Source organism: Microvenator marinus (assembly GCF_007993755.1).
Taxonomy (GTDB): Bacteria; Myxococcota_A; Bradymonadia; order Bradymonadales; family Bradymonadaceae; genus Allomicrovenator; species Allomicrovenator marinus.
Genome location: NZ_CP042467.1, coordinates 1,059,951 through 1,072,811 on the forward strand (window position 1 = coordinate 1,059,951; position 12,861 = coordinate 1,072,811).

Consider the following 12,861-nt stretch of genomic DNA (forward strand, 5'->3'; position numbering starts at 1 on the left):
CAAGCACGCCTCTTGCCGCTTATTATCGGTTTGTCCAAAGCACACGTGAATCATGTCTCATAAATCCAACCGTCGTGACCCTCGCGTCAACATCGCCCTCAGTGTCAAACTTCTCACGACCCGAGGCATGGAAACGCACGAAACCAAGAATATTTCCTATCGAGGAATCTTCATCATTACGGACCAGCCTCTGCCTTTGCGCCGAGTCACCCGATTGGAGATGGAAGTCGGTGGAAAGCTTGTCACGATGCTGGGACTGGTGGCTCACAGAATCAACGTTGCCGATGCCACAGAGCGGCGAATTGCGCCCGGCATGGGCATCCAAATTTTCTCAGTAGGAAGCGCTGCCAAAGATGCCTGGCAAGATTACGTGACCCAACTTGTGGAACAGGATCCGGAGCTTCTCAAAGCCCTCCAAGAACACAATCTCCCGAAATTCAAAGTGAATCTATCAACGCCGGAACTCCTCAAGAAGTTCGTCGAGCGCGATCTGCCTCAGGGACAGATTTACTATCGTACCCCTGAACCCATTGCGCCCGGCTCGGAGCTCATTCTTGAGATTTCCCACCCGACCAACACAGAGAAGTTCAACCTCAAGGGACAGGTTCGCGAAATCACCGAGGGAGCGCGACGCCATCGCGGCATGTACATTGAACTTGCGCCTATGGACGAAGAACTCTTCGCAGCCTTTGAACGTTTCGTTCACGCCTCCGAGACCATTTCGATATGACGGCTTCAACTCCAAGAGACTTCCCCGAACTCCCAGACACTATCCACAAAATCCATATCATCGGAGTTTGCGGAACCGGAATGGGTAGCCTGGCGGCCATGCTGAAAGCTCGTGGTTTCGATGTTCGCGGAAGTGACGCAGGCGGCTACCCACCGATGTCTGATTGGCTCGATGAGCAGGGGATTGAGTTGATGCGTGGCTATAGCCGCTCAAACCTCGACTGGAACCCAGACCTCGTGATCGTTGGGAATGTCTGCAGAGCCGAGTACGAGGACGCGGTGGAGATGCGAGAGCGCGGATTTCCTCATCTGAGTTTTCCAGAAGCCCTCTACCACTTCTTCATGAAATCCAAGCGAAACCTCGTGATCAGCGGAACGCACGGAAAAACAACTACCACGAGCATGGTCGCGTGGATGATGACCGAAGCCAATGTCGACCCTAGCTTTATGGTCGGAGGTATCACGGGAAATTTCGGCACGAACTACCGCCTGGGTCAGGGAGACGTCTTCATTGTTGAAGGAGACGAGTACGACACCGCGTATTTCGACAAGGTCCCCAAGTTTTGGCACTACGCCCCTGGCCGACTTCTCATCAACAATATCGAATTCGATCACGCCGATATCTATCCTGATGTCGAGGCCATCGAATCGGTTTTTGAACGGCTTGTGTCGCTCGTAGGTCCGTCTGGAAGCATCTGGATCAACGGAGACGATCCGCGTTGTGAGCACGTGGTCCGACATGCCTGCGCTGTGGTCAAACGATTCGGACTCTCTGAAAACAACGACCTGAGAGCCACTGAGATAGCCTACGGAGCCAAGACCACCTGCGAAGTCTCGCTCGATGGCGAATCGCTCGGCACCTGGACGCTCAACGCCCCTGGCGAGTTCAATGTTCGAAACATGCTCGGTGCAATCGCCTTGGGCATCGATGAAGGACTTCCAATCCGAACGATGAAAGAAGCAATGGCTGGATTCAAAGCCACCAAGAAGAGGCAAGAGGTCATTGGAGAGGTGGAGGGAATCACCATCATCGACGATTTTGCGCACCACCCAACGGCCGTAGAAGCCACGATGAAGGCATTGCGCACACAATTTCCAGAACGCCGGATTTGGGCGATTTTTGAGGCCAAATCCAACACTTCGCGTCGGAAGGTTTTCCAAAACGATTACCCCAAAGGCCTCGCGCTCGCGGACCGCGTGATCTTATCCAAACCCTTTCAAAAGAACGACAACCTGCCGGTAAACCAAATGCTCGATATCGAGGAGCTCGCTCGGTCGATTGAGGCACTTGGCCCCCCTACCCTTCTGATCCCTGAAGTTGACGATATCGTTGATCATCTCGCGGCCGAAGCGGCGCCTGGCGATCTCATCGTGGGACTTTCAGGTTCAGCCTTCGGTGGCCTTCATCGCAAGGTTTTAAGCGCACTTCAGCAAAGATTCGCCAAGTAGCGCCCAAAAAAAATCAAAAAATTTCGCAACTTTTCCTCCAAGTGTCCGAAAAAGTTTCTGAGGCACTCGCCTCGTTTTGAAATTTTTCTAACGGAGGATTTATGCGTTGCATGATTTTTGCGACCATCTTTATAAGTTGTCTACTATTCGCCAGCGCCGCCACCGCACGGGTTCCCGACGTCAGGGAGGTCCAACAAGCGGCGCTCAATGCACACAAACTCAATGATGATCAGCTCGACCGGTGGTCTTCAAGAGCTCGACTCGCCAATCTCGTACCCCAAGTCACATTCGGGGCTGATTTCGGGTTCGACGACGTAGAATCCGAAGACTACCGAGAGCTGCTCGCCAACACCGACGATGAGCTCTTATTCAAGACCTTGCAATCGGACTCGAAAACTCAGCGTGGACAAGATTGGGGCTTCAAAGTGGGCCTCACCTGGAAACCCGCGGGCCTTATCTTTGACTCTGCAGAGCTTTCGGCCGCACGGGTCGAGAGGATCAACGCCGTCCATCGAACCAAACTCCTGGAGGAAGTCACCCACTTGTTCTTCGAATGGCGAGACGCGGAAAGACAGTCTCAACGCGCGCCGCATGAAGATCGCGAGAGGCAGATCACACGGTCAGAGCTTGCCGCTGCTCGCCTCGACGCGCTCACAAATGGCTGGTTTCGACACACGCTTCGCGAAGGAGGGGAAAAATGAAAAAGCTAACATTCTTCTTTCTTACGCTTTGCGCATGTGTCGAACCCAACGATTCATCATGCCGCAAGAGCTTTGATTGCCCGTCTGACACATTTTGTATGGCGGGCACATGTACCGCCATGCCTGCACCAGAAGAAGCCAAGACGGGCGGCCTGGAGGCTGAGCAAACTCAGCCCAAGCAAAACAAACTTCCCGAGTTCGAACCGGAACCTGAGGTCGAACCCATTGAACCTGGGCCGGACGGCGAACCCGAACCGGACGAAATTGTGGAGCCTGAACCAACGTACGACCCGGAGCACCCATGTCTCGCGCCCTATCAGCCTGAACCGGGGGCCCTTATCATCAGCGAAGTACTCTCGGATCCCCCAAATGGACTGGACGGTGACGCAAATTCGGACGGAGAACGAGACGCTTACTCCGACGAATTTGTGGAACTTGAAAACCTCACGCCCTTCGCACTGGCACTTGATGACGTGCACCTATACGTCGGAGAGCGGCATAAATTCCACTTCCAAGAGTTCTGTCTGAAGCCCTACGAAAAAGTGGTCGTTTTTAGTTCCGGGACCACCAATCTTCCACCCGAGATTTCAGTGTTCACCACCGAAACACGGCTCGGATTACCAAACGCCGGAGGCTACGTGGACATCATGATCCGAGATCTTCTCGTGGATACCTTCGTGTTCCCAGAGAATTCCTACGGCTCATGGGTACCCGGCGAGGGCTCAGTTCAGAGCCACTTCGATGCCCACCAGTCTTGGTTTAGCCCGGGTTACTAGAAAGTGGGTGAAGACTTCGGTCTTCACCCACACTTCTCAAAATGAATAGCTCGCACCTAGCCCCAAGATGTGGGCGGTGGTTCGGTAGAAACCGTCATTATTTCCATTTCGGATCTCACGCGTCGTGGCCACGTATTGATAGCCAAGGTCCAAGCGCAAAGGGTCCAGTTGGTATCCGAGGCCAGCCGAAACAACGCCGCGGTGATTGCCCGGAAGTGAAGGTGAAACCGTTGCGTCTGGAATTGGGCTCATGTCGTAGGCAGCGCCAACTCGAAGGGCCAGGTCATCGCGAACCATGTACTCAAGACCCAATCGAAACGTGGGAGAGTCCATCCAATCCCCTTCGATCACAGTCGTCGGCGGATTCGTGGAATCAGCGCCTACTTCACATGCCGGATCGCCGGCTTCGCAAGGCTCGCTAAACTCGAGTTCGACTTGGTCGTACGAATTCCAGTACGTGAGCGAAACATCCAGGCCGATAAAGAGCGATTCATCCCTGTAACCGACGCCTGCACTCAAGGTTTGCGGCAGCGTTATCGAAGTGGAAATCGCCTGATCCACGAAGGTCGATTCAAATGGCGTATCTTCCTCACCTTCAAAGTGGGCTTTGCCCTCGAAGTCGAGAGTCACTGAAGACTTGTAGTTCAAGCCAAATGACCATTCATCGCTCGGACGCCAGAGAAGTGATGCTCCGGCCCCAAAACCAAGGGCGTCCCCGCCAAGCTGTGCATCAACTTCGCGACCGTCGGGCCGCAACACGATGGCACGAGTCAATTCCACGGAGCCAAAAACAACTTGTGCACCCGCCGAAACTGACACTCCTGAACCCGGAATCTCGTAGGCGATGTTGGGATTGATGTTCATCGTCTGAAGCGCTTGTTTACGGACGATTTCCCGACCTGACCAATCTTGTGGCCACTCGATTGTTAGGCCGTAAGGAAAGGTCGCCCCAACTCCCACCGCAAGACCAGGGATCACCGAGTACCCCAGGTGCAAATTCGGAGGAGGAATCAGGTTAAACTCAGTCGAAGTCTCGCTCCCGTCGTCACCACGAAACGAGGTCGAAGGGATGATCATCACGTCGCCCACACTCGCGCTGAACTCAGTCAGCGTCATCGCGGCGGGATTGTAATACGAACTATTCGGCTCTTCAGTGTTCGCAACGCCTACGCCGGCCATGGCGGTGGCCGTCGCACTCTGGTTCGTGTTCGCGAATCCAGCAGCAAAAACGTCCGAGGCGCTCATCAAACCGAGTGCACATATCCAAAATCCACTAGTTCTCATAACTTTCCTTTTGAGGCACATCATCATTGCCCCCCTGAACATGTGGCCGCGTAAAGCTCGACCGGAAGTGTCGCGTCTCCATCCAACCCACTTCGAATCCATTCGGCAGATTGCTCCCGCGCGCACATCGTCTGCGCACTTTCATCAGCACTCACCAAGAAGCCATGCCCGATCCCTTCGAACGTCGTGTTCTCCAAACTCACTCCGAGTTCCTGAGCGAGCAAGAGGGTCGAGGAGTTCGGCACCGTGGCATCATCTTGAGCCATTTGAACCAGTACTTCTTTGAGCGGGACGTTCCCCAAAACGATATAGGACTCATCGCCCGGATCCCAAAGTAGGTCTTCAAGCGGGTCTCGCGTCAGGTGCCTTGCAAAGATATACGGGTCAGCTTGCTCACCCAACCATTGAATGAAGTGCAGAGTCTGGAGATACCCGAAGGTACCCACTTCGACCGCCCCATCCAAAAGGCTCGAGAACACCTCGGAGTCGCGAAGGAGCACGCCGTAACTTCCTCCAGCCACATTGAGCACCACCGGGCCAACCTCTGGCTCGAGCGCCGAGAGCAAGGTCCCGACAAAGCCTCCCATGCTGATGCCTACGTAACCGATTGTTGACGTCTCATCGGTGATGTCCAGCTCAACCATATCGTCCAGTGCACCAGCTCGGATATGTTTGGTGAGGACAACCAAGTCGATCACTGACTGCCAAAGACTTCCCTTCGTGCCCACCAGGTCGAGTCCGATGAAGTTCTCCCCACTGTCTGCAGGGCGCTCATCGGGATGAAGTGTCTGCGAGGAGGCCGACCGGCCACCGTGGAGTGGTAGGTCCATCGCCACCGTTACGAGACACTTCTCGGCCAGCGTGTTTGCCATCGAAACGCCCATGGACTGGCGCCAATCGCCATTTCCATGTTGGGCAATCACAACGTCGTAGGGCGGTGTGCAATTCGAAGCGCGCGGCACGAAAACACTGACCCCGATTCGCTCGGTCACAACGTCATCGAAGCCCAATACTCGACGATTCGCGTCGAAGAAATTCAGACTGTCGAGCTCACCTCGCCATTGAATCCACTCCACATTGCCCAAACTCACCTCTTGGGTGGCGTCATTGGGATGCGGAACCGTGAAATCCTCCGGGAGTGGTCCTTCCAAATACGGGTCGTCAGCGCAATCGAGCCCACAAGCACGATAGCCGTTCAATTCACCTCGCAGAGCGAGCTTGGCGAGCGCCTGCCCTCTGAGCTGCTGAAGTGGCTCGTATGTTTTCTGGGTCTGATAAGCCCACGCACTCACAACATCTTCGCGGTCAAAGCCCAGGACTGCCGCAGCGAGCCAAAGATCGGCGTATTGCTGACGCGCGCCCTCTAAAAGGGCCGCCGTTGCGTCGTCTAGCGCGTCGATTTGTGACACGCCCTGGTCGTCGATCAGGGCGTACTGACTGCGAAGGAAGACAAAAGCCGGCGACGGCTGAGCACCAAATCCATTGGACCCAAGCATTCCATTGGTCGCGAATCCTGCGATCAACGTATCCGGAGTGAGCGGACGATTAAAATCCACCAAAACATGACCAAACTCGTATCTCACCTCGTACTCTTCAGGCTCTAGCGGAGGCGGGGGAATGTCTGTCACTTCCGCAACAAGCACGTGGTCCTTTGTGACGGTCTCACTGGCCAACGGCGCCCCTTCTGTGGGCAGCCAGTTCGTTGCAGAAACACTAAATCCGGTGCGCTGACTCAATTCGTCAAAGAGTTGGGCTTGAAGCGGGTCTTCTGGAGGAGCCGCCGGATTGTAGAGCAAGCAAATCGGTCGATCGTCAGCACAACCAGCCGTCAAAAACGCGTTGGGGAACGCTAAAACAGCCGTCGAAGGGTCAAATGCGACGAAACTATCCGACCAAGTGCCCCATACCCAAAACGCTGCCAGGTCCTCATGACTAAGCCCTGTGCGCGCATTGGCAACTTCAACAACCGGCCGCAACCCCTGACGAATCGCTTCGATTCGAGCAGCGTCTGCATTCGGAATCTCAGCCACAAGGCTATTGCCGTTCTCATCAGCTACGGGATGTGGCTGAACACTCATTGCCACGGCCGGTGGTGCAAGGACAGGGAGGCCATTTGCACCAGTCAGCCCCTGTGTCGCGAAGGCCACGTATTGAGTGTTCAAACTCATCTCTTGCGTTGGCGTAATCAAGAGCGCACGAGCCTCAGCAGAGTACTCGACGCTCACGTCCACGCGCTCCAAACCCGCCTCCCCTACTCGCCAGACCTGAACCGTGGACGTCGTCACCGTCTCGGGGTCGATCTCCCCCGTCAACGGAAGGGTAATCGGCGTGGTGGTTGGCCAACCATGGAGGCCGTCAAGATAGGTATCAAAAGTGCCTTGAGCACATCGGGTCAAGGTACATGCGCCTCTCACACAAAGTTGGCCAACACCCGAGCAATCCGAGGACTCCTCACATGCAGCACCCGAGCTGGTCGGTCCGCAAAAGTTAAGAGCGTTTCGAGGGAACGTCCCATCCGAATCCAACGCAAGCGTGTTTGGAATTGGAAGCGTGGACGTTGCGGGGTCCAACACCGTAAACACGTTCTCCGACGTGCTCCATACGTTCAAACTCACAAGCTCTTCCGCCTGGATGCCCTCAACTGAAAGCGCCTCGACCACTGGCGAGATCAATCGTCTCAAACCTTCAATCCGTGCGGCCGTCCCGCTATCCACAGAAGAAACTGTCGATTGCCCATTGCCGTCCACCAAGGGTTGAGTGGAGAGTGCCAAATAAAGCGCACTTGATGCAAGCACAGACTCCGAATCTGACCCGCGAAGCGAATTCGTCACGGCCAACGCGTAACGTGCGCCGGGCTCAAGATCCATCGCTGGTACAACGCGAAGCTGTGACGAACATACGGCGGAATTACAAACCTCCGCATCATCTGAGTTCTCCTCATAGATCAATTGGAATTCTAGCGAGCTCAACTCGCCGGCCTCTGACACCGAGTAGAGCGTCACCGCCCCGTCCAATGAAGACTGAGCAAGGCGTCCCGAAAACGGTACCGTAATCGGGGTGGTTGGATTCCAGCCCGTCGCTTGCCCTAACCAGCTATTGAACTCGCCTTGAGCCGCGTCACCGGGTCTGTTTGGCAGTGTTCCGTCGGAGTCGAGCGCCGCATTGTTCGGTAGCGGGATCGTTGCCGTATCCACATCAAATACCGCACTTACCCTCGAATCTGACGGCCTCGCATCTTCAGGAATCTCCGGCGCACACGCAGAGAAAAATCCCAAAGAGATTATGGCCCACTTCAATCGTGACATCCTGCCTCCAACTCTCAGTTTCCAATATCTCGGTTCATAGCAATTGTTCGGCATCATAGTCCAAAAGCTTCTGCTTTCAAGCATGCACCGTCTTGTCGCACTCTTCATTCAATGTTAATAGTCCGGCTCCCCAAAATGGCCCGAGTTTTATGGGCTCCCCTTGCGGAGAAGGAACGATATCATGGCGATGATCGGAGAGGGTATCCTCATCAAAGGCCGCATAAGCGGTAGCGTCGACCTTACGGTCGCAGGGAATGTCGAAGGACAAATCTCCCTCGACAGCGAACTCACTATCACCGAATCAGGACAAGTAGTCGCTGATGTTGACGCACATCGTGTTCATATCCATGGACACTATAGTGGCAACCTCGTGGCTCAAGACCTCATTCATCTCAACGCTAATGCAAAAGTAACGGGTAACCTCAGAGCACCTCGTATCGTGCTCGACGAAGGCGCCCGTTTCAAAGGCAACATCGACATGGATGTGCCAGCTTAATTCTAGGAGGACACAATGGCTGAAACTGTGATTTCAAACGGTATCACGATCGACGGCGAGATTTCAGGAAATGAGCCCGTCACCGTCGAAGGTGTCGTGAAGGGTAAAATCTCCCTTGAATCCTCGCTCCATGTCGCAAACGGTGGTGTTGTCGAGGCCGACGTCGTCTCGCAAAACATCGAAGTCAGCGGCCAGGTGACTGGAAACCTTACCGCCAGCGAAAGAGTGCACATCGCAAGCGAAGGCCGAATGGTAGGCGATGTAAAGTCGCCTCGAATTCTCATCGCCGATGGCGCCGCATTCAAGGGTCATATCGACATGGACGTGGACTAAACTATGCCCACAACAATTGGACAACACATCGTCGTACTCGGGCGCATCAGCGGCGAAGACGACCTGGTAGTCGCTGGCAGAGTCGAAGGCCAAATCGAGATTTCCGGGATGCTCGTCGTGGAAGACCAAGCCCTCGTCAAAGGCGAAGTCAACGCGGTTAGCGTACGAATCGACGGCCGTTTCGAAGGCAGGCTGCGTGCCGAAACTCTACATCTGACTTCGACGGCACTGGTCGACGCCGAGCTGCTCGAGGTTGGAGTTCTGCAAATCGATGATGGTGCAAAAGTCAAAGCAGAGATCTCGATGGATGACGTGCCTAGCGCGAAAACAACCATCAGTGCTGCACGTCCCGCACCGGCTAGAACCACACCCGTGGCCAAGACGAGTGCACCCGCGCCGCGTACGCCACCCAAACCGACTTCATCCACGAGTGCAGCAGCCGCTGCCTCCCCTTCTGCCACCACAACCGTGGTTGTAGAAGAAGTTGAAGAACCCGAGGAAAGCGGCGAACTGGACTTGGACAAGTACGATGACTTGACCGTCAAAGAGTTGAGAGATCGACTCAGGGACCTGGACCTCCCCGTCTCAGGAACCAAACAGGAACTCGCCGAGAGATTGGCGGAGGCCGAATCATGAGCTCCTTGGCCGATCTCAAGGAGCTTATCCTTCGCGAGTCGGTTCAATTCGGAGAATTCACGCTCGCGTCAGGTCAGACGAGCCGCATTTACATCGACATCCGCAAATCGAGCCTTCATTCCGAAGGTGCGTACCTCATTGGCCAATGCTTTTGGGAACGCATCCAATCCCTTTGCCCTGAAGCAAAGGGTGTAGGCGGACTCACGCTTGGGGCAGACCCGCTAGTGAGCGCTACTGCGATTTCAGCACATCTTGACGGCAAACGTTTTGCGTCCATCATCGTGCGAAAAGAGGCGAAAGCCCACGGAACTCAACGCCAGATTGAAGCCCCCGGTTTCATCAACCCTCCGGACCAAGTCGTCGCGGTTGACGACGTCGTTACAAGCGGTGGGTCCACGCTTCAGGCTATTCGAGCTTTGCGAGAGGCTGGATTTCAGGTGAAATATGCTTTGGCGGTTGTTGACCGCAATGCAGGTGCCAAAGAGCTCCTGGCCGATCATCACGTGGAACTACATTCGCTCTTCTCTCTCGACGATCTCTGCAAATGAACACAGACGGATTTGTTGATTCCCCTATCGACTCGACTCCAATCTACTGGGCCTTAGGTGGCAGCGGGCCGCTGCTCGTCCTCTGCGACGGATTTGCATGTGATGGGTTTATCTGGCCCTACCTCATCGACGATCTCTTGGCTCATTTCACAATTTTGCGATGGCACTACCGAGGACACGGAAATAGCAAGCCGCTGCGAAACCCCGATGCCGTGCGAGTCGAAGATCTCTGCGTTGACCTCGACCATCTGCTTACCCATTTGAACCTGGAGAAAGGCATCTTTGCCGGCCATTCTATGGGTGTTCAGGTCATTTTGCAGTTCTTCGGGATGTTCCCAGAACGTGTCCGCGCCCTCATTCCTATGTGTGGCACCTACAAACGACCTCTCGACACGTTTCACAACAACGATAGGCTCGCTCAACTTCTGCCTCATATCGACCGTGCGGTGGACTTTGCCCCGGATCAATTACAGGCTCTTTGGAACACGTTCGCACCGAACCGGCTGAACTTCCTACTTGCGGGAAGAACTTCTGAAATCAACGCCAAATTCGCACGCAGACAAGACTTCCAACCCTATCTTGAACACGTCGCGTCGCTAGATATTCGGTTTTTCGTGAGCATGCTCAAGGAGCTCTCGAATCATAGTGCCGAGCATATCCTCGAATCGGTAAACGTCCCTACGCTGATCATTGCGGGTGAACATGACTCGTTCACCCCGCTCTCTCGCTCACACGAGATGAATGAAATGATCGATGAGAGTGAGTTGGTTATCGTTCCGGGCGGAACGCATATCGCACCGCTTGAGCTACCAGATTTGGTAAACACTTCGGTTGAGAAGTTCTTGAAACATCATGGCCTTTGGCCAGATGAGATTGAATCTACATCACCAGTCGGAAGAGTTGCTGTCCCATAAGGACCAACTCACCGGCGTTGAGTTTCTTCTCTTTGCGGATTCTCAGGTAGGTGCCGTTTGAACTACCGAGGTCTTTGACGAACGCCTTATTCTCGACCTTGTAGATCTTCGCGTGCCGTCCTGAGACGAACCCATCATCACGGAAGAGGACGTCTCCGATCTCACGGCCAATCGCGATCTCGTCTGCTGAGAAGACGAACGCACGCGTCTCCAAGTCGGGACCGCTGATCAAAGACAATCGGGCCCAATAACCGGTGTCCGGCGCGCCACCAGTAAGCGTTTCATTGGCTTTTGGCACAATCGGAGCCACCTGGGACATGAATTCAAAGTGCACGAGCTCTTGTCCAAACCTCAGGTAGTCCCCGTGTTGAACTTCAACCTCGCCTACCACTCTCATAAACACGCCATTGAGGCTGTTTAGGTCGTGGATGAGACAATGCCCGTCCTTAACCTCAAGCCGTGCGTGTTGCGGAGAAAGGAACGGATCGTTGTCCAGGGCTGCGTGACCTGTGGTGCGCCCCAAGACTACCTCGCCGAACTCCAGGTTGATGCGTGCCCCTTCGGATCCGTCTGGACGAATCACCACCAGGTACCCGGCATTCCTTGAAACCGGTGGTTCCGGTTCTGTGGGTACAGGTGGACTCGGTGTGGGCGCGGGCGTGGACGCAGTTGCTGCACTTGCTGGCGGTTGAGTTGCCGCTGCGATGGCGCCACCGCACGCTCCACAGAATCTAAAATTACTTGGAACTTGAGAGCCACAATGAGGGCACGCGATCATGCGAGGACCTTCATCCACAGGCTTAGGCTCAGCTTTGGGCAGAACAGTCCCACAACCTAGGCAGTACTTGTACTGGTCATCATTTTCGCGAGCACAATTTGGACAGGTGACCACTCTTCCTCCGAACCTTGAACTTTTGAACGCCCTTGGTGTATCACCCTCCCCGATTCCTTGCAACTTATGACCGCCAGACGTGTCACAATGTCATTTGCGAAAAACATCCTCGCAGTCCTCTTGCTCTCCTCGATTGTTGGCTGTGCCAGCGGTCCACCAAGAGGCGTCAGGGCTCCGTATTCAGAGGCTCAGACTCAAAAGGTCGTCATCATCCAAGTCGAGGCGTCGTCTCATTTCGGACTGACCGATTCCCAACGAGACGCCCTGGAATGGAATGCTCACACTGAAATCGCCTCCTGGCTCGTGAACAAGGGCGTAGAAGTGGTTTCGTTGGACCATTCAACAAGATATCTACGTTCTCTCGAAGAGAGCCAGGACTTTCTTGACGCAATGCCGGAGGATTCGCTTCGTCATACCTTTGAGCCCGATCAGTCCGTTACCAAAGAAGTCGAATACCTACGCAAAGCGGGCTCACCTTTCGGAGATGTCCCGCTGCTCTTTGTGGAGTTGGCATATTACACCGAAGGGGATTGCCGCGAAAAAGCTGCTGGAGAACACGTGGTTACGAGGAACGTAGGGCCATCCAAGACCTGTCTTGTCACTCACCTCCGAGCAAAATTGGTGGATCCGCTCAACGCTCAAACCATGTGGGAAAACCATGTCTTGATGGAGCGTTATTCAGACATAGACCCCAAGGCGCGCGCCAAAAACCTTGAAGATACGGTCCACTTTCTCTTCACCGGAAAACATGGACTGCTCTCGTTGCTCGAAGAGCCGCGCGAATCCAGCCGCTAAAGC

General features: G+C 54.6%; 13 protein-coding genes. 10 read left to right on the top strand and 3 right to left on the bottom strand.

Going from position 1 to position 12,861, the window contains the following annotated elements:
• Positions 1-52 precede the first annotated feature (52 nt).
• The 4 genes from FRD01_RS04495 to FRD01_RS24160 all read left to right on the top strand — a co-directional run bounded on the left by FRD01_RS04495 (position 53) and on the right by FRD01_RS24160 (position 3,655).
• On the top strand, positions 53-730 hold the full coding sequence (locus tag FRD01_RS04495) for a PilZ domain-containing protein (protein ID WP_146958020.1): 678 nt from the start codon (positions 53-55) through the stop codon (positions 728-730).
• Positions 727-2,178: a UDP-N-acetylmuramate:L-alanyl-gamma-D-glutamyl-meso-diaminopimelate ligase gene (gene mpl, locus FRD01_RS04500; protein ID WP_146958022.1), complete on the top strand. Its 1,452-nt coding sequence runs from the start codon at positions 727-729 to the stop codon at positions 2,176-2,178. Before FRD01_RS04495 ends, mpl begins: the two co-directional genes overlap by 4 nt.
• A 101-nt stretch (positions 2,179-2,279) precedes the next feature.
• Entirely contained in the window at positions 2,280-2,879 is a 600-nt protein-coding gene (locus FRD01_RS04505) for a hypothetical protein (RefSeq protein ID WP_146958024.1), read from the top strand.
• Positions 2,876-3,655 carry a lamin tail domain-containing protein gene (locus FRD01_RS24160; protein WP_249756000.1) on the top strand — a complete coding sequence of 260 codons (780 nt, stop codon included), beginning with the start codon at positions 2,876-2,878 and terminating at the stop codon, positions 3,653-3,655. The genes FRD01_RS04505 and FRD01_RS24160 overlap by 4 nt, the downstream gene beginning before the upstream one ends.
• 36 nt (positions 3,656-3,691) lie before the next feature.
• Here FRD01_RS24160 and FRD01_RS04515 read toward each other — a convergent pair whose 3' ends face one another.
• A complete protein-coding gene (locus tag FRD01_RS04515; protein ID WP_249756001.1) occupies positions 3,692-4,939 on the bottom strand; it encodes an OmpP1/FadL family transporter in 1,248 nt (415 codons plus the stop codon).
• 23 nt (positions 4,940-4,962) lie between these two features.
• On the bottom strand, positions 4,963-8,244 hold the full coding sequence (locus FRD01_RS04520) for a hypothetical protein (protein ID WP_249756002.1): 3,282 nt from the start codon (positions 8,242-8,244) through the stop codon (positions 4,963-4,965).
• 181 nt (positions 8,245-8,425) lie between these two features.
• Between FRD01_RS04520 and FRD01_RS04525 the strand changes: the two genes are divergently transcribed.
• From FRD01_RS04525 to FRD01_RS04545, 5 genes are read left to right on the top strand one after another with little or no spacing between them, the layout of a single operon-like run.
• Complete coding sequence (locus FRD01_RS04525) at positions 8,426-8,740, top strand: bactofilin family protein (RefSeq protein ID WP_146958029.1); 315 nt, start codon at positions 8,426-8,428, stop codon at positions 8,738-8,740.
• Positions 8,741-8,755: 15 nt separating this feature from the next.
• The gene (locus FRD01_RS04530; protein WP_146958031.1) at positions 8,756-9,073 is read left to right on the top strand and encodes a bactofilin family protein; all 318 of its coding nucleotides are present in this window, start codon (positions 8,756-8,758) and stop codon (positions 9,071-9,073) included.
• Between the two features lie 3 nt (positions 9,074-9,076).
• Positions 9,077-9,709, top strand: coding sequence for a bactofilin family protein (locus FRD01_RS04535; protein ID WP_146958033.1), 633 nt, complete (start codon positions 9,077-9,079; stop codon positions 9,707-9,709).
• Positions 9,706-10,257 carry an orotate phosphoribosyltransferase gene (gene pyrE / locus FRD01_RS04540; protein WP_146958034.1) on the top strand — a complete coding sequence of 184 codons (552 nt, stop codon included), beginning with the start codon at positions 9,706-9,708 and terminating at the stop codon, positions 10,255-10,257. Before FRD01_RS04535 ends, pyrE begins: the two co-directional genes overlap by 4 nt.
• Positions 10,254-11,171 carry an alpha/beta fold hydrolase gene (locus tag FRD01_RS04545; RefSeq protein WP_146958036.1) on the top strand — a complete coding sequence of 306 codons (918 nt, stop codon included), beginning with the start codon at positions 10,254-10,256 and terminating at the stop codon, positions 11,169-11,171. Before pyrE ends, FRD01_RS04545 begins: the two co-directional genes overlap by 4 nt.
• Here FRD01_RS04545 and FRD01_RS04550 read toward each other — a convergent pair.
• On the bottom strand, positions 11,137-12,063 hold the full coding sequence (locus FRD01_RS04550; RefSeq protein WP_249756003.1) for a double zinc ribbon and FHA domain-containing protein: 927 nt from the start codon (positions 12,061-12,063) through the stop codon (positions 11,137-11,139). The two genes, FRD01_RS04545 and FRD01_RS04550, sit on opposite strands and share 35 nt — an antisense overlap.
• An 87-nt stretch (positions 12,064-12,150) precedes the next feature.
• Here FRD01_RS04550 and FRD01_RS04555 point away from each other — a divergent pair, with 87 nt between their 5' ends.
• Complete coding sequence (locus tag FRD01_RS04555; RefSeq protein WP_146958040.1) at positions 12,151-12,858, top strand: hypothetical protein; 708 nt, start codon at positions 12,151-12,153, stop codon at positions 12,856-12,858.
• The last annotated feature ends 3 nt before the right edge of the window (positions 12,859-12,861 follow it).